Source organism: Pseudarthrobacter enclensis, assembly GCF_030811655.1.
Lineage (GTDB): Bacteria > Actinomycetota > Actinomycetes > Actinomycetales > Micrococcaceae > Arthrobacter > Arthrobacter enclensis_A.
In genome coordinates, this window is record NZ_JAUSRE010000016.1 from 76,691 (window position 1) to 93,796 (window position 17,106).

The window sequence follows — 17,106 nt, forward strand, 5'->3', positions numbered from 1 at the left end:
CACTTCACCCCCAAACTCCTTAGGTGAACCATGTCTGTATTGAACCCGCCCCGCAGCGCCGGCACCCGCCGGACCGGTGGCCCCGCCCGTTCCGGGGGCAGCTTTTCCGCCTGGGCCAACCGGCACCGCAAGTGGCTGTTCGCCGCGCCGGCCATGATCTTTGTCGGCGTCCTGATCGTCTTCCCCCTCGCCTGGACCCTGTACCTCAGCCTCACCGATTCCCAGGGCTCTGTCCGGGCCGCGACCGAGTTCATCGGGCTGCAGAACTACCTCACGGTCCTCAGTGACACCGAGCGTTTCTGGCCTGCCGTGGGACGCACCCTCTCCTTCACCGGCGTCGCGCTGGCCTTTGAAGTGGTGCTGGGAATGGGCGTCGCGCTGCTCCTGTGGCGGCCCTTCCGGGGCGAAAAGTGGGTCCGCGTTGCCATCCTGCTGCCGCTGGTGGCCACCCCCGTCGCCGTCGGCATGATGTGGCGCCTGATCTTCGATCCCAACATCGGCTTCGCCAACCAGCTCCTGGGCATGGTGGGCATCCCGCCCCAGCCGTGGCTCTCCGGACAGGACACCGCCCTGGGCACCACCATCTTCATGGACGTATGGCAGTGGACTCCCATGGTGGTCCTGATCCTCCTGGCCGGCCTGACCTCGCTGTCCGACGAACCGGACGAGGCCGCCCGCGTGGACGGCGCCAACGCCTTCCAGCGGTTCTTCTACATCACCCTGCCGCTCATGATGCCCACCGTGATCGTGGCCATCCTGCTGCGCGGCATCGATGCCCTGAAGACCTTCGACATCCTCTACGCCACCAAGGGCAAGGGCGGCGGCTCCTTCCACGAAGTGGAGACGCTGAACGTCTACGCCTACGGCCTGAGCTTCGACTACAACCAGTACGGGCTCTCCTCCGCGGTGCTGATCCTGTTCTTCATGATCATCATCGGCTCCATGTGGCTGCTCACCATGCGCAAGAAAGCGGTAAGCAAATGACCGTCATGACAGATTCCCCCGCACCCACCACCAACAGGGCCCCGCGCCGCCGCAAGCCCCTGGGCACCCGCGCCTACAAGGTCTTCCGGGTGGTGGCGCTCATCGTGGTGGTGCTGTTCCTGCTCGCCCCGCTGTTCTGGATGCTCCTGGCCTCGCTGAAGACCAATGTGGACATCTACGACACCGCCAAGGCCTTGGTGTTCTCGCCCACCTTCGAGAACTACGCCAACGTGCTGCAGCGCAACAACTACTTCGTCTTCGTGGTCAACAGCTTCTGGGTGGCGTTCGTTTCCACCGCGCTGTCCATCGTCCTGGGCGTCCCTGCCGCGTACGCGATGAGCCGGTTCACCATGCACCGCTCCGCGCTGGTGGTCCTCATGGCCCGCGTCATCCCCGGGGTTTCGCTCCTGGTGCCCTGGTACTACGTGTTCTCCAACCTGCGCATGGTGGGCAAGTTCGAAGTCCTGATCCTCAGCCACATGTTCGTGGCGCTGCCGCTGATCGTGTACATCATGATGAGCTACTTCGACTCGCTGCCCCTGGAGCTGGAGGAATCGGCGGAGGTGGACGGCCTCACGCCCATCGGCGCGTTCCGGCTGATCACGCTTCCGCTGGCTGTTTCCGGCATCGCAACCGCCGGAATCCTGTCCTTTATCTTCTCGTGGAACAACTTCATGTTCGCGCTGGTGCTCTCCGGGGCGAAGACCAAGACCCTGCCGGTGGCGATCTTCGACTTCGTCTCCTACGCCAGCATCGACTGGGGCGGCCTGATGGCGGCGGCAACCGTCGTGACCATCCCCATCATGATCATTGCGCTCTTCACGCAGAAGTACATCGTCTCCGGCCTGACCGCCGGCGCCACCAAGGGTTAGGAACCACCGCGTGACCGTCATCAGCCGGACCGAAACATTCCTCGTTCCACCCCGCTGGCTTTTTGTCCGGGTCGAAACCGAAAGCGGCATCGTGGGGTGGGGCGAGGCAACCTGCGAGGGCCGCAGCGAGACGGTGCGCGCCGCCGTCGGACAACTTTCCGAACTGCTCGTCGGCAGGGACGCCCTCCGGATCGAAGACCACTGGCAGGTCATGACCAAGGGGTCCTTCTACCGCGGCGGCCCCATCCTGGCCAGCGCCGTCTCCGGCCTGGACCAGGCGCTGTGGGACATCGCGGGCAAGCACTTCAACACCCCCGTGCACCAGCTCCTTGGCGGCCATGTCCGCGACCGCATCCGGATGTACGGCTGGGTGGGCGGCGACGAACCGAACGAGGTGGCCGACCAGATCAGCGCCCAGCTGGAAGTGGGGCTCACCGCGGTCAAAATGAACGCCAGCGGCAAGATGAGCCCGGTGGCCTCGGTGGCGGAGATCGACGGCGTCATCCGCCGTGTCGCCGCGGCCCGCCAAGTGCTGGGCGACCACCGGGACGTGGCAGTGGACTTCCACGGCCGGTTCAGCCTGGCCAACGCCAGGCGGGTAGCGCCGCTGCTGGAGCCGTTCCGGCCCTTCTTCCTCGAAGAGCCGGTGGTTCCGGAAAACACCCACCTGCTGCGGGAATTTACCTCATCCACCACCACTCCCGTATCCACGGGGGAGCGGCTCTACAGCCGGCAGGAGTTCCTCCCTGCACTGCAGGCAGGCATCGCCGTGGCCCAGCCGGACCTCTCGCATGCCGGCGGCATCACCGAGGTGCGCAAGATCGCCGCACTGGCCGAGGTCTACGAAGTCCAGCTCGCCCCGCACTGCCCGCTCGGCCCCCTGGCGCTCGCGGCCTGCCTGCAGGTCGGCTTTGCCACGCCGAACTTCCTCATCCAGGAACAGAGCATCGGGATCCACTACAACCAGGGCGCTGAAGTCCTGGACTACGTGGTTGACAAGACGCCTTTCAAATTCGTGAACGGCCACATCGAGCGGCTCACCGGGCCCGGGCTCGGCGTCGACATCGACGAGGCCGTGGTCCGTGCAGCGGACAAGCGCGGCCATGCCTGGCGCGGACCGGTGTGGCGCCACCCCGACGGATCCTTCGCAGAATGGTGAACCCCATGACATCCCCGAATTCAGCTGTCACCCCGGCCGGCCTCCTGGACGGCATCAGGCAGGCCCGGCTTGTGGGCATCGTCCGCGGGAACGACGGCGGTGCTGCCGCCAAGGCCGCGCTGGCCGCGATGGAGGAAGGCTTCCGCTACGTGGAGATCGCGCTCACCACGCCCAACGCGCTGGAGGCAATCCGCGAAGTCCGTGCGGCTGCCCCGGCCGGCTGCCTGGTGGGCGCCGGCACCGTCCTGAGCCAGGCCGACGTCGAACACGTCACGGCTGCCGGCGGCCAGTTCATCGTGACCCCCTCCCTGGCCCCGTCCATCAGCGAGGCGGCCGGCGCCGGCATCCCAGTCCTGGCGGGCGCCCTGACCCCCAGCGAGGCCTACGAGGCGATGGAGCGCGGCGCCACCGCCATCAAGCTTTTCCCCGCATCCATCGGCGGCCCCGGCTATTTGAAAGCCGTCCGCGATCCGTTCCCGGACATTCCCTTCATCGCCGTGGGCGGCGTGGGCCTCGATGAAGCCGCCGGGTACTGGGAAGCCGGGGCCATCGCCGTCGGCCTCGGTGGTCCGCTCTTCGGCAAGGCAGCATCCGGCGGCGACCTCACGGACATGCGGGACCGGGCCCGGAGCTTCCTGGGCCTCGCTGCCGAATTCGCAGCCCGTACCGGGACCCCTTCATGACTGTGGACCTGCTGACCTTCGGCGAGTCCATGGTCTCGCTCCGGTCCACCGGCCCGCTGGCCTCCGGCGGAACACTGAACATGCAGGTGGCCGGCGCGGAATCGAACGTTGCCATCGGTGTTGCACGGCTTGGCCACACGGCGTCCTGGGCCGGCTCCGTGGGAGCGGATCCGCACGGTGAATTCATTCTGAAGCAATTGCGCGGAGAGGGCGTCCACCTGCACCTCAGCGTCCACCCGGAGCGCAGCACGGGCGTGATGTTCCTGGAACAGCGCACCGCAGACCTCAGCAGGGCCTATTACTACCGTGCCGGATCGGCCGGAGCCGCCATCGCACGCAGCCAGGTTGCGGCTGCCATGGACTGCGGGGCCCGGATCCTGCACCTGACCGGCATCACCGCGGCGCTCAGCGCGGAGGCGCGGGACGCGGTGGAGTACGCGGCCGAACGGGCTGCCGGTGACGGGATGGTGGTCAGCCTCGACGTGAACTACCGCAGCAAGCTGTGGTCCCGGGACCAGGCGCGGTCGGTGCTTGGTCCTTTGGCGCGGCACGCCACCATTGTCATTGCGTCCGACGACGAACTCGACCTGATTGCCCCACCCCAGGCGGGTAGCGGGGCGGCAGGGGCTGCTGGTGGCGAAGCTGCCGCTGCCAGCCGGCTGCTGGAGGCCGGAGTCCGGGAAGTGGTGGTGAAGCGCGGCGCAGCGGGCGCTGCGGTGTACACCGCTGACGCCGTCATTGAGGCCCCGGCCATCGCCGTGACCTGTGTGGACACCGTTGGAGCAGGCGACGCGTTCACCGCCGGCTACCTTTCAGCACTGCTCGACGGCGACGGTGTCCCCGCCCGCCTGCGCCGCGGCGTCCTGGCCGGAGCCTTCGCCGTCAGCACCCGCGGCGACTGGGAGGGCCTGCCCCGACTCGACGAACTTGCCCTGCTCGACGCCGTCCGGGGCAGCACCCTTCGCTGACCTAAGGCCGTCGTTCCCCGAACTTCCGCACTCTCCCAACCAACCCGACCCGAAAGCCAGCCATGAAGATCATTGCCGCCGAAGTGTTCGTTACCAGCCCCACCCGCAACTTCGTGACCCTGCGGATCACCACGGACGAGGGTGTGACGGGTATTGGTGATGCGACGCTGAATGGTCGTGAGTTGGCTGTTGCGGCGTATTTGCGGGAGCATGTGGCGCAGTTGCTGATCGGGAAGGATCCGCACCGGATTGAGGATACGTGGCAGTTCCTGTACCGGAGTGCGTATTGGCGGCGGGGTCCGGTGACGATGGCGGCGATCGCTGCGGTGGATATGGCGTTGTGGGATATCAAGGGCAAGCTGGCGGGAATGCCGGTGTATCAGTTGCTCGGTGGTGCGTCGCGGAACGGGTTGCGGGCGTACGGGCACGCGTCGGGGTCCGATATTGAGTCGTTGTTTGATTCGGTCCGGGAGCATTTGGAGTTGGGCTATAAGTCGATCCGGATCCAGACGGCGGTGCCCGGGATCAAGGCTGTCTACGGTGTGGCGGCGCAGGCGCAGGCGTCGGGGGAGCGGTATGACTACGAGCCGGCGGGGCGGGGTGCGTTCCCGCAGGAAGAAGACTGGGACACCCGCGCGTACCTGCGGCACCTGCCCACGGTGTTCGAAGCCGTGCGGAATGAGTTTGGTCCGGAGATCCCGTTGCTGCATGACGGGCATCACCGGATGACGCCGATCCAGGCCGCGAAGCTGGGCAAGGCGTTGGAGCCGTATGACTTGTTCTGGTTGGAGGACTGCACCCCGGCGGAGAACCAGGAGGGCCTGCGGCTGGTGCGGCAGCACACCACGACGCCGTTGGCGATCGGGGAGATCTTCAACACCGTGTGGGATTACCAGACGCTGATCAAGGAGCAGCTGATCGATTATGTGCGGGCCGCGTCGACGCATTTTGGCGGGATTTCCCCGTTGAAGAAGGTGATGGATTTCGCGGCGCAGTACCAGATCAAGTCCGGGTTCCATGGGCCGACGGATATTTCGCCGGTGGGGTTCGCGGCGCAGCTGCATGTGGGGTTGGCGATCCATAATTACGGGATCCAGGAGTACATGCAGCACTCGGCCCGGACGAACGAGGTCTTTGAGCAGTCCATGACGTTCGTGGACGGGTATCTGCACCCGGGCAACAACCCCGGGATCGGGGTTGAGTTCAACGAGGAAGCCGCCAAGACTTACCCCTACCAGCAGGCCTACCTGCCCTACAACCGCCTCGTCGACGGCACCGTCCACGACTGGTAACACCCGCCACGACAGGCAGGAGCGATTCCCGTTGACGCTGCGGTAAGCCGGTGTGAGGATGGCGCCATGAATCAGGTTTCGGCTTTCTACACCGGCCCCGGGCAACTTTTGGCTGCCATCAGTTCTGCCCTGGACGCGGCCGGCGTGGACCGCACATCGCTGCGGCCGGCCGACCTCGCTGCTGTTGACGAATTCCACATCCGCGGCCGCAGGGCAACTCTGGAAATCATGGCGGCACTCGCCCTCACTCCCGACTCCCATGTGCTTGACCTTGGGAGCGGATTGGGCGGCCCCGCCCGGACGCTCGCCGAGTTGACCGGGTGCACGGTCACGGGTGTCGATCTCACTCCGGAGTTCTGCCAGGTGGCGACGGCGCTCTCGGAATGGACAGGCCTGTCGGACCTGACCCGCTTCCAGGTTGGCGACGCAACAGCCACCGGCCTTCCCAACGAGTCCGTGGACGCGGCGATGACCGTGCACGTGGCCATGAACATCCCCGACAAGCACGCGCTGTACGCGGAAGCCTACCGGGTCCTCCGGCCGGGCGGCACGTTTGTGGTTTACGACGTCCTGCAGGGTGAAGGCGGCGAGGTGTACTACCCGGTGCCGTGGGCCGATGACTCCTCGACCAGCTTTCCCGCGACCCTGGAAGACATGCGCGGACTCCTGCCGTTGGCGGGTTTCGAGGTCATCTCGGAAATCGACTCCTCGGACGAAAGCCTTGCCTGGTTCCAGCACATGCGTGCCAAAATCCAGCGGGAGGGGCCACCGCCGGTGACCTTCGCGACCTTCCTCGGCGACAGCTTCGCGCAGATGACTGCGAATCAGGTGGCGAACCTCGCCGAGCGACGCATCCGGACCGTCATGTTTGCCTGCTCAAAGCCGTCCTGATCGCCGGAGCCAGCCCCGGCACCCTCCGCGGCCCTGACGCGCATGCCGGGCAGGGGCATAGACCCCGACTACTCCGCCGCGCCCCACAGTGCCTTGCGCAGCAGCCGCTTCAACTCCTGCGACTCCTCCCCTGACAGCACGGCCAGCTGATTCAGTTCCGCTGCGTCCATGGCAGCGCGGGCCTTGGCGTGCATCTTCCGCCCCTCCGCGGTGGAGACGATGATCTTGGCGCGCCGGTCCTGCTTTCCCTGTGCGCGCTCCACCAGGCCGCGGTGCTCCAGGTCGTCCACCAGGGTGACCACCTGGCTGGGGTCGAGGCTGAGGAAGTCCGCCAGCTCCCGCTGGGTAGGCTCCAGCCCGCTGCACGCCAGCGTGAGGACAGAAAACGAGCGCTCCCTGAGGCCGAAGTCGGCCAGGGCCTTGTTGTTCAACACCGAGCCGGCGGCATGCAGCTTGGCGAGCAGCAAGCCCACATCGCTGCCAATCCTTGCTGCCGCAAGGCGGGGGGTCTGAACTTCCGTGCCCAAGGTGGCCATCACAACTCCGGTGTAAAAAACAATCGTTGACTTTTTCAATGATCCGTAATTTCATTGAATCCAACAAGGATCTCACACCGCAGTGGGACCACCCCAACGGCTTCGGCCGGCGCATGCGAAGGAGCAGGGCCATGAGCTTGAACGGCAAGGTTGCAATCGTTACCGGCAGCGGGCAGGGACTCGGCTTCGCTTACACAAGGGAACTGGCCCGCCAGGGCGCCGCCGTCGTCATTAACGACGTCAACGCTGACACCGCCGCGCAGGCCGTCGCGCAGATCGAGGCCGACGGCGGCCGGGCCACCGCCGTGGTGGTTCCGGTGGGAACCACCGACGCCGCCAAGGCCCTGGTCGCCGGAGCCGTGGACACCTTCGGCCGCCTGGACATCCTGGTCACCAACGCCGGCATCCTGCGCGACAAGTCCCTTCTGAAGATGACGGACGAGGACTTCGACCTGGTCATCAACGTCCATCTCAGGGGCACCTTCACCTGCGTCCGCGAGGCCTACGCGTACTTCAAGGAACACAACGTACGGGGCCGCATCATCACCATCGGTTCCCCCACCGGCCAGCGCGGCAACTTCGGCCAGACCAACTACGCCGCCGCCAAGGCCGGCATCGTGGGCATGGTCCGCACCTGGGCGCTGGAAATGAAAAGGGCCGGCGTGACAGTCAACAGCGTCATCCCGGTTGCAGCCACTGCCATGACCAAGACCGTGCCCTACTTCCAGAAGGCCGTGGAGGCGGACGAGCGCGGCGAGGCGATGCCGGCCTTCTTCCGCCACGACCTGGGCTTTGGCACGGCCGACGACGTCTCCGGGCTGGTTGCCTACCTCGCCTCCGACGAGGCAGCCAGCATCACCGGACAGGCCATCGGTGCCGGCGGTGACCGTCTGCAGGTCTGGACGCACCCAGAGGCGGCCACCACCGAGTACCGCGAGGGCGGCTGGAGCTACGAGGCACTGCAGGAAAATGCGGGGACGCTGTTCACCGCGGAAACCCTCCAAAGCTACGGTGAGGAATTCCTGCCTTTGCCCGAGGACCTGAAGCCCGCTCAGGCCGCCGAGGCCCGCTGACCATGGCCGACCGTTACGAACTGGGCGTCGACCCCACCAAGCTCGACGCCATCGACATGCACGTCCACCTCGAGGTGGACAGCTGCGGCCACGGCTCCCTGCCGGAGGAACTGACCGAAGCCTCGGCCAAGTACTTCAAAGCCGAGGACCGGACCCCGTCCCTGGACCGGATCGCGGACATCTACCGCGAACTGAACATGGCCGCCGTCGTCTTTACCGTGGACGCCCGCACCCAGCTCAGGCACGAGCCCAACAGCATTCCGGAACTCATCGCCGGCGCCGCCCGGAACAACGACGTCCTGATTCCGTTCGGCAGCGTGGACCCGCGCACCGGCGAGGACGCCATCGCCGGGGCCAAGCACCAGGCCATCGAACTGGGAGCCCGCGGCTTCAAGTTCCACCCGTCACTGCAGGGCTTCGACCCGTCCAGCGAGCGCTTCTACCCGCTGTGGGAGACGCTCCAGGAACTGGGCCTGCCCGCCGTCTTCCACACCGGACAGAACGGCATGGGTGCGGGCCTTCCGGGCGGCTACGGCATCAAGCTCGCCTACTCCAACCCGCTCCTGCTGGACGCCGTGGCCGCTGACTTCCCCGGCCTGCAGATCATCATGGCCCACCCGTCCGTGCCGTGGCAGGACGAGGCCAACTCCATCGCCACGCACAAGGCCAATGTTTTCATCGACCTCTCCGGCTGGTCGCCCAAGTACTTCCCGGAATCCCTGGTGAAGGCCGCCAACTCCTACCTTCAGGACAAGGTGCTGTTCGGCACCGACTTCCCGCTGCTCACCCCACAGAAATGGCTCGGGGCGTTTGGCGACCTGCCGCTGAAGGATGAGGTCCGGCCCAAGATCCTCAAGGACAACGCGGTCCGCCTCCTCGGGCTGGGGGACTGACATGGGAAGCACGACGGCGGAGGCCGCCCTGGGTGCCCGCCTGTACGAAGCGGCGGATTGGTATGACGCCGAGTCCCTCCTCACGCCCGAAGAGCGCCAGGTCCTGGCCCGGCTGCGGTCCTTCCTGGACACGGAGGCCAAGCCGCTCCTGGCCGAGTACTGGGAACGCGGCGAGTTTCCGGAGCAGCTGGCCCGGCCGCTGATCGACCTGGACCTGATGGAACCGGCCGAACTCGCGGGCGCCCCCGGTGCAGGACACGGCCCGGCCCGCGGCATCTACCAGGGCTTCCGGATCTTCGAGCTTGCCCGCACCGACGCGTCGCTGGCCACTTGGTACACCGCCCAGGCCGGCCTGTTCCGCACGGCCATCCGCGTGGGTGCCTCGGCGGAACAGCAGGCCGAATGGATGCCCAAAGTCATCGACTTCTCGCTCAAGGGCGTCTTCTCCCTGACCGAGCCCGAACATGGCTCGGACATCGCCGGGGGCTTGTCCACCACCGCCGGGCGGCAGCCCGACGGCAGCTGGATCCTTGACGGCACCAAACGCTGGATCGGCGGTGCCTCCACCGCGGACGTCCTCGCAGTATTCGCCCGGGACGCCGCGGACGGGCAGGTCAAGGCCTTCCTGGTGGACCGGACAGCCGACGGCGTTACCCTGGACAAAATCCACGGCAAGACCGCCCTGCGCATGATGCAGAACGCCCACATCACGCTGGAATGTGTCCGCGTGCCGGAGGCCATGCGGCTGCAGAACGTCAACTCCTTCAAGGACGTTGCCGCGATGCTCCGGGCCATGCGCTCGGACGTTGCCTGGATCGCCACCGGCATCGCCGCCGGCGCGTTCCAGGCCGCCCTCGGCTATGTCAACCAGCGCCAACAGTTCGGCCGCACCCTCGGATCCTTCCAGCTGGTCCAGGAAAAATTGGCCCGCATGCTGGGAAATGTCACCGCCAGCCTCTCCCTCGTCGTCAGGCTCACGGAACAACAGGCAAGAGGCATCTACCGCGACCAGGACTCCGCACTGGCCAAGATGCAAACCTCCCTGTTCATGCGCGACACCGTCGCCCTGGCCCGCGAAGTGGTGGGCGGCAACGGCATCACCCTCGCGGCCGACGTCGCCCGTTTCCATGCCGACGCCGAGGCCGTCTACTCCTACGAAGGCACCCACGACATTAACGCCCTCATCATCGGCCGCGCCCTCACCGGCGAAAGTGCCTTCACCCGCTGAACCACTACTTCCTCACGCAACAAACAACTGCCAGGAGGCAACGATGCCCAATCTCGTCGTCGATTTCGACACCCTTCTCACCCTGTCCGGCAAGGACCTCGGCACCACGGACTACCGCCAGATCACCCAGGAACAGATCAACCTGTTCGCCGACGCTACCGATGATCACCAGTGGATCCACACCGACCCCGAACGCGCCAAGGACGGCCCGTTCGGTGCACCCATCGCACACGGCTTCCTCACCCTCTCCCTGATCATCCCGTTCTGGGGCGAGCTGTTCGACGTTGAGGGCGTCACCACCAAGGTCAACTACGGCCTGGACAAGGTCCGCTTCACCTCCCCGGTGACGGTGGGCTCCAAGGTCCGCATGCAGGCCGCTATCGCTGAGGTGACCGAGGTCAAGGGCGGTGCCCAGATCAAGGTCAACGCCACCATCGAGATCGAAGGCCAGGAACGCCCGGCCGTCGTCGCCGAATTCCTGGCACGTTTCTACAAGTAGGCCGCTTCCTCACGTAACAGCAGTCCCACGCCACAGGCGGCGCCCCGGCGGCACCGCCTCCCCAGGCAACCCCAAAGCCTTACCTTCACACCCCATTCCTCCGTCTTTAGGAACAGCCATGTCCGGACACACCACGCTCGCACCCGCGGGCACGGCCGCCAAGCGCAAGGAAGCGCGTACGGTCATCCTGTCCAGCTATCTGGGCAGCACCATCGAGTTCTACGACTTCCTGCTCTACGCCACGGCCGCAGCAGTAGCCTTTCCCAAGGTCTTCTTCGCCGCAACCGATGAATGGGTGGGAGTCGTCGCCGCCTACGCCACTTTTGCCGCCGGGTACGTTGCCCGGCCGCTGGGCGGGATGATCTTCGGCCACTTCGGCGACAAGGTGGGCCGCAAGGGCATGCTGATCATTTCCATGGCCATGATGGGCGTCGCGTCCACCCTTATCGGCGTGATTCCGGGTGCCGGCGTGATCGGACCGTGGGGAGCCGTGCTGCTGGTGCTGCTGCGGGTCTGCCAGGGCGTCGCCGTCGGCGGTGAATGGGGCGGTGCCGCGCTGATGGCGCTGGAGCACGCAGATCCCAAGCGCCGCGGCTTCGCCGCCTCCTTCGTCAACGCCGGCGCCCCCACCGGCGCCGTGCTGGGCACGGTGGTGATGGGCATGTTCTCCGCCCTGCCTCAGGACGCATTCCTGGCCTGGGGATGGCGGGTGCCGTTCCTGCTGTCCTTCGTGCTCCTGATCGTGGGCATGTTTGTCCGCCTGCGGGTCTCCGAAAGCCCCATCTTCGCCGAGGCCGTGGCCAAGGAAAGCGAACAGGGCACCAAGCGCAAAATCCCGCTGCTGGACGTCCTCCGCCGGCCCAAGGCGCTGATCATGATCATGTTCGCCGGTGCGGCCGGGTTCGGCCTCCAGGTGGTGCTGCCCACCTTCTCCGTGACTTACGCCGTGTCCAAGGGCGCACCGCAGCAGGGCGTGCTGTACGCCTTCGCGGGAGCCTCGGCCATCTCCATCATTTTCGTCCTGCTGGGCGGCCGCCTGTCCGACCGCTTCGGCCGCCGTCCAGTGATGATTACCGGCCTGGCCCTCTTCATTGCCTACCTGTTCCCCATGTTCGGCATGCTCGGCTCCGGCAGCGTGGGCCTGGTCTTCCTGGCCTTCACCGTGGCGCTCATCCTGCACTCCTCCCTGTATGGACCGCTGGCGGCGTTCGTCTCAGAGCAGTTCGGCACCACCTCCCGCTATACCGGTGCCGCGGTGGGCTACCAGCTGGCCACGCTCATCGGCGCAGGGTTCACCCCGGGCCTCGTCGCAGGACTCTACAAGGACTCCGGCCAGGACATCCTCCCGGTGGTGGTGTTCCTGTCAGTCATGGCCCTCGTCTCGATTGTCTTCATCGCCCTGACGCGGGAATCTAAGAACAACGACCTCACCACGGTCCGTTAGGAGAACCATGGACAACAACGGAGTTGGCTCCTGGCTGCACCGCCGCCGCCGGAAGTCGGGGGCCAGGACGGCACTTCTTTTCGCTGCCGGTACGGCAGCCGGCACGCTCACCTACGAAGAGCTCGCCGACCGGACCGACCGCCTGGCCAACGCACTCCGTGTCAGGGGAGTGGCAAAGGGCGACCGGGTGGCCTACCTGGGGGAGAACCATCCCTCCTTCGTGGAGACCTTCTTCGCGTGCGGCCTCCTGGGCGCCATCTTCGTCCCGCTCAACACCCGGCTGGCGCCGCCCGAGCTGCAGTTTCAGCTGCAGGATTCCGGTGCCCGGCTCCTGGTCAACGCCAGTTCCCTCGAGCCCTCCGCCTCCGCCGCCGTGGAAGCCACCGGGGTGACCCACCGCCTTGTCATCGCCGACGACGGCGGGACGGAACCTTCCGCCGCTGAGCCGCCTGCCGCCGTCGGACACTCCGTCACGGTGGAGCACTACGGGGAGGCGCTGCAGGCAGCAACTCCGGACCACCCGGACGTGGCCGTGGGCCATGACGATGGCGCCATGATCCTGTACACCTCCGGAACCACGGGCAAGCCCAAGGGCGCCCTGCTGACCCACGGGAACATTACGTGGAACTGCATCAACACAGTCGTGGACATGGACATCAACCGCAACGACGTGGCGCTGATGATCTCGCCGCTGTTCCACGTGGCGTCGCTGGACATGGGTTTGCTGCCAATGCTCCTCAAGGGTGCCACGGTGGTGCTCGAGGCCAAGTTCGATCCCGCCCGCGTCCTGGAACTGATCCGGGAGCACAAGGTGACCACCCTGAACGGAGTGCCCACCACGTTCCAGCTGCTCTGCGAGGACCGAGGATGGGACACCGCAGATCTCAGCTCCCTGGACAAGCTAACCTGCGGCGGCTCCGCCATTCCCCAGAGGGTCCTGGACGCGTACGAGGACCGCGGCATCGGCTTCACCAGCTGCTACGGCATGACGGAGACGGCTCCCGGCGTCACCATGCTTCCCGTGGACCGGTCCAGGGACAAGGCCGGCTCGGCGGGCCTGCCGCACTTCTTCACGGACGTCCGGATCGCCGATCCCCTGGGCGGCGTGGTGGCACCGGGGGAGGTGGGGGAAATCCAGATCTCCGGCCCCAACGTCATTATGGAGTACTGGAACCGGCCCGAAGCCACCGCGGCAAGCTACTCGGACGGGGACTGGTTCCGCTCCGGTGACATGGGCTACCGGGATGGGGAAGGCTTCTTGTTCGTCTCGGACCGTCTCAAGGACATGATCATTTCCGGCGGGGAGAACATCTACCCGGCGGAGGTGGAGGCTGTCATTTCAGAGCACCGTGCCGTGGGGAGCGTGGCTGTCATCGGCGTCCCGGATGACAAGTGGGGCGAGGTCCCCCAGGCGATCGTGACCCTGCGCGAGGGTGAATCGCTGACCGCGGAGCAACTGCGCGGATTCCTTGACGGGCGGCTTGCCCGCTACAAGATCCCCAAAACGCTGGTGGTGGTCGACGACATGCCACGCACAGCCAGCGGCAAGATCCGGAAAATGGAGCTTCGCAAGCAGCTTTGACGTTCGCTGTACAACGCCCGCCCCGGTGTCCCGGGGCGGGCGTTTCGGTTTAAGGCAGCGGGCCCTGTCAGGCGGCCTTTCCAAGGGCGGCTACCTGGACGGTGACTCCGAGATCGCGGATGTTCTCCTGCATCTCCTGCGGCAGCTGGTCATCGGTGACGACGCCGTCCAGCTTTTCAAGGGGGGCCACGTTGAAACGCGACACCGTGCCGAACTTGGTGCTGTCCGCCAGGAGGAAGCACGACGACGAGGCCTCCAGGGCGGCCAGCTTCACCTCGACTTTGTCCATGACGGGCGTGGTGATGCCCCGGGCCATGTTCCACGTGCCTGTGCTCAGGAAACACAGGTCGATGTTGATGGACTTCACCACGTCAGCGGCGATTTTTCCGCAGCTCGAGGCACTGGACGGATCCACAGCCCCGCCGGTGTGGATCGTCTCGATGTGCGGGTACGTGAACAGGCTGGTGACCACGTAGAAATCGTTTGTCACCACGGTAAGGCCCTGGCGCCCGGCGAGGTAGGGCACCACCGACTGGCAGGTGGTGCCGGCGTCGAGGAATACCACCATGCCGTCTTCCACTGAACCGGCAGCAAGCTCGGCAATGGCCTGCTTGCGCGGGAGTTCCAGCTGTGCGCGGAACTCGCGCTCCCGCGGGGGTTCCTGGCTGGTCCAGTCCGCGAGCCGCACTCCGCCTTGCACTGATATCACTTGTCCCTGATCCTCCAGGGCCGTGATGTCCCGCCGGACCGTCATGTGGGACACGTTCATGTAGTCGGTGAGGCTGCGGATACTGAGGACGCCCTCCCGGCGCAACAGGCGCAGGATTTCCTGGTGGCGCTGCTCGGGGATCAGGGGACGGGCTGTCGGGCTCAAAGACGTTTCTCCTTTGAATGAAGTAGCTCCAGCTTAACAAGTTTTCACAGGGTGTTCCGCTTTGTGAATCTTTGGTCTAATCTCTTAAGCGATGTTAAATAAATTTGAAACCCAGGAAACGATCATCCGCACCGGAGCCCTGCTCATTGCGCGGCTGGATTCTGCTGATGAGGCCTACCGTGTGGCTGAAGCTGCCATCGAGGGCGGGATCCGCGCCGTGGAAGTTCCACTGACCGTTCCGGGCGCCCTGGGCGTCATTGGGCGCCTGGCCGACAAGTACGGCGACCAGGGGATCGTGGTTGGAGCAGGGACCGTACTCGACGCCGAAGCCGCCTATGCCTCTATTTCCGCGGGGGCGCGGCTGCTGGTCAGCCCGCAGCTGAATCCGAAGATGATCGCCACTGCCAACCGCTACCAGGTGGTCACCGCCAGCGGCGCGTTCACGCCCACGGAGGTGCTCAACACCCTCGAAGCTGGCGCGGGCATCGTCAAGCTGTTCCCGGCCGAGCTCGGCGGCCCTGCCTACGTCAAGACCATCCTGGCGCCGTTGCCCCAGGCGCCCGTGATGCCTTCCGGGGGCGTGAGCCCGGCCAACGTTGAAGCGTGGTTCGCGGCTGGCGTCACCGCCGTCGGGGTCGGCAGCTTCGTCACCAAGGCCGCCCAGGAGGACGGCGATTATGGCCGGGTTGCGAAGGCTGCCCGCACCTTCCTCGCAGCAATAGAAGACGCCCGCCGCTAAGGCCGGGCACCCCCCAGACCGGCACCCGTGCCGTCAGAACACAAAGGAGTGAGCTGCATGAGCCAAGCTTCAGCAGAAATAGGTACCGCCCCGGACCAGCCAGTCAAGAACGTGCGGGTCAGGTGGTACTTGATCGCCCTGCTCGTCATTGGCGGCATCATCAACTACATGGACCGCAACAACCTGAGTATTGCGAACACCACCATCGCCAAGGAGTTCGGCCTCAACGCCCTGCAGATGGGCCTGCTGCTGTCCGCGTTCTCCTGGCCTTACGCCATCGCGAATCTTCCCGCCGGCTACCTGGTGGACCGGTTTGGCCCCAAGAAGATGTTTGCCTGGGCCGCCGGCCTCTGGTCGATTGTGTCCATGCTGTCCTCAATGGCCAACTCCTTCGGGTTCCTCTACGCGGCCCGGGTTGCACTGGGCGTTGCAGAGTCGCCGTTCTTTACGTCCGGGCTCAAGGTTGCGGATAAGTGGTTCAACAAGACCGAACGTGCCCTCCCGGTCTCGATCGTTAACACGGGTTCACAGATTGCCAACGCGATCGCCCCGCCGCTGCTGACGTTCCTCATGCTCACCATGAGCTGGCGCGGGATGTTCCTGGTGATCGGCGCCCTGGGCATTGTCATCGCCCTGGTCTGGCTCCGCGTCTACCGCGACCCCACGCTGAAGGAGCAGTTCATCATCAAGGGTGCAGAGTTCGAGGAACAGCTTCAGCCTAAGGAGAAGCAGGCCGGCTGGGGCGAACTCCTCACCAAGAAGAACACCTGGTTCATGGTCATCGGAGCCTTCGGCATCTTCTACACCGTCTGGGTCTACCTCACCTGGCTGCCCAGCTACCTGCAGACCGCACGCGGATTCAGCCTCAGCCAGATCGGCTGGCTGGCAGGGCTGCCTTTCCTCTGTGGCATCCTCGGCGTGCTCGCGGGCGGCATCTTCTCAGGCAAGGCAATAGCCCGCGGCGTGCCCGTGGTACGCGCCCGCAAGATCCCGATTGTGGGCGGCGCGCTCCTCGCGGCGGCAGCCGTGCTGCCCGTTGCCTATGTGGAGAACACGGCCCTGGCAATCGTCCTGCTGTCCCTTGGCTACTTCGCGGCGCAGGTGCCCATCGGCGTGCTGTGGACCCTGGCCTCGGACATTGCCGAGCCCAACCAGGTGGCATCCCTCGGTGCCATCCAGAACTTCGGCGGATTCCTGGGAGCGGCAGTGGCCCCGATCGTCACCGGTCTTATCCTTGATTCGACCGGCGGCAACTACACCATGGTGTTCCTGATCGGCGGCCTGCTTCTGATCGTGGGCGCTGTTTCCTACGGCTTGTTCGTCAAGGACCGCCGCACCCTCGCCGCCGCGTAGCCGGACCCTTGGTAACCCAGGCCCGTCAGTTCAAGG

General features: G+C 65.8%; 17 protein-coding genes. 15 read left to right on the plus strand and 2 right to left on the minus strand.

The features are described 5' to 3' along the window. Positions 1-30 precede the first annotated feature (30 nt). The 7 genes from J2X98_RS15190 (at position 31) to J2X98_RS15220 (ending at position 6,849) form a co-directional block, all read left to right on the plus strand. Positions 31-984, plus strand: coding sequence for a carbohydrate ABC transporter permease (locus J2X98_RS15190; RefSeq protein ID WP_141944315.1), 954 nt, complete (start codon positions 31-33; stop codon positions 982-984). Beyond that, positions 981-1,856, plus strand: coding sequence for a carbohydrate ABC transporter permease (locus tag J2X98_RS15195; protein WP_307309679.1), 876 nt, complete (start codon positions 981-983; stop codon positions 1,854-1,856). Before J2X98_RS15190 ends, J2X98_RS15195 begins: the two co-directional genes overlap by 4 nt. 10 nt (positions 1,857-1,866) lie before the next feature. Further along, positions 1,867-3,015, plus strand: coding sequence for a galactonate dehydratase (gene dgoD, locus J2X98_RS15200; RefSeq protein ID WP_307309681.1), 1,149 nt, complete (start codon positions 1,867-1,869; stop codon positions 3,013-3,015). Positions 3,016-3,020: 5 nt separating this feature from the next. Beyond that, positions 3,021-3,698, plus strand: coding sequence for a bifunctional 4-hydroxy-2-oxoglutarate aldolase/2-dehydro-3-deoxy-phosphogluconate aldolase (locus J2X98_RS15205; RefSeq protein WP_307309684.1), 678 nt, complete (start codon positions 3,021-3,023; stop codon positions 3,696-3,698). Next, entirely contained in the window at positions 3,695-4,666 is a 972-nt protein-coding gene (locus J2X98_RS15210; protein WP_307309687.1) for a sugar kinase, read from the plus strand. The genes J2X98_RS15205 and J2X98_RS15210 overlap by 4 nt, the downstream gene beginning before the upstream one ends. A 62-nt stretch (positions 4,667-4,728) precedes the next feature. Next, complete coding sequence (manD, locus tag J2X98_RS15215) at positions 4,729-5,958, plus strand: D-mannonate dehydratase ManD (RefSeq protein WP_307309690.1); 1,230 nt, start codon at positions 4,729-4,731, stop codon at positions 5,956-5,958. 66 nt (positions 5,959-6,024) lie between these two features. Continuing rightward, on the plus strand, positions 6,025-6,849 hold the full coding sequence (locus J2X98_RS15220; protein WP_307309693.1) for a class I SAM-dependent methyltransferase: 825 nt from the start codon (positions 6,025-6,027) through the stop codon (positions 6,847-6,849). 68 nt (positions 6,850-6,917) lie between these two features. On the opposite strand, the gene J2X98_RS15225 is transcribed toward J2X98_RS15220, so the two are convergent. Beyond that, a complete protein-coding gene (locus J2X98_RS15225) occupies positions 6,918-7,385 on the minus strand; it encodes a MarR family winged helix-turn-helix transcriptional regulator (protein ID WP_307309780.1) in 468 nt (155 codons plus the stop codon). Between the two features lie 131 nt (positions 7,386-7,516). Here J2X98_RS15225 and J2X98_RS15230 point away from each other — a divergent pair, with 131 nt between their 5' ends. The 6 genes from J2X98_RS15230 (at position 7,517) to menE (ending at position 14,104) form a co-directional block, all read left to right on the plus strand. Further along, positions 7,517-8,458 (plus strand): SDR family NAD(P)-dependent oxidoreductase, encoded by a 942-nt coding sequence (locus J2X98_RS15230; RefSeq protein WP_307309694.1) that lies wholly within the window; start codon positions 7,517-7,519, stop codon positions 8,456-8,458. A gap of 2 nt (positions 8,459-8,460) precedes the next feature. Continuing rightward, the gene (locus tag J2X98_RS15235) at positions 8,461-9,351 is read left to right on the plus strand and encodes an amidohydrolase family protein (protein WP_307309695.1); all 891 of its coding nucleotides are present in this window, start codon (positions 8,461-8,463) and stop codon (positions 9,349-9,351) included. A gap of 1 nt (position 9,352) precedes the next feature. Continuing rightward, complete coding sequence (locus tag J2X98_RS15240) at positions 9,353-10,579, plus strand: acyl-CoA dehydrogenase family protein (RefSeq protein WP_307309697.1); 1,227 nt, start codon at positions 9,353-9,355, stop codon at positions 10,577-10,579. A gap of 43 nt (positions 10,580-10,622) precedes the next feature. Further along, on the plus strand, positions 10,623-11,078 hold the full coding sequence (locus J2X98_RS15245; RefSeq protein WP_141944295.1) for a MaoC family dehydratase: 456 nt from the start codon (positions 10,623-10,625) through the stop codon (positions 11,076-11,078). Positions 11,079-11,196: 118 nt separating this feature from the next. Continuing rightward, positions 11,197-12,522: an MFS transporter gene (locus J2X98_RS15250; protein WP_307309703.1), complete on the plus strand. Its 1,326-nt coding sequence runs from the start codon at positions 11,197-11,199 to the stop codon at positions 12,520-12,522. 7 nt (positions 12,523-12,529) lie between these two features. Continuing rightward, entirely contained in the window at positions 12,530-14,104 is a 1,575-nt protein-coding gene (gene menE, locus J2X98_RS15255; RefSeq protein WP_307309706.1) for an o-succinylbenzoate--CoA ligase, read from the plus strand. A 67-nt stretch (positions 14,105-14,171) separates the two neighbouring features. Here menE and J2X98_RS15260 read toward each other — a convergent pair whose 3' ends face one another. Further along, the gene (locus J2X98_RS15260; protein ID WP_307309710.1) at positions 14,172-14,978 is read right to left on the minus strand and encodes a DeoR/GlpR family DNA-binding transcription regulator; all 807 of its coding nucleotides are present in this window, start codon (positions 14,976-14,978) and stop codon (positions 14,172-14,174) included. Between the two features lie 91 nt (positions 14,979-15,069). On the opposite strand from J2X98_RS15260, the gene J2X98_RS15265 reads away from it, so the two are divergent. Beyond that, positions 15,070-15,717 carry a bifunctional 4-hydroxy-2-oxoglutarate aldolase/2-dehydro-3-deoxy-phosphogluconate aldolase gene (locus J2X98_RS15265; protein WP_307309712.1) on the plus strand — a complete coding sequence of 216 codons (648 nt, stop codon included), beginning with the start codon at positions 15,070-15,072 and terminating at the stop codon, positions 15,715-15,717. 57 nt (positions 15,718-15,774) lie between these two features. Then, a complete protein-coding gene (locus J2X98_RS15270; RefSeq protein WP_307309715.1) occupies positions 15,775-17,070 on the plus strand; it encodes an MFS transporter in 1,296 nt (431 codons plus the stop codon). Positions 17,071-17,106: the final 36 nt, after the last annotated feature.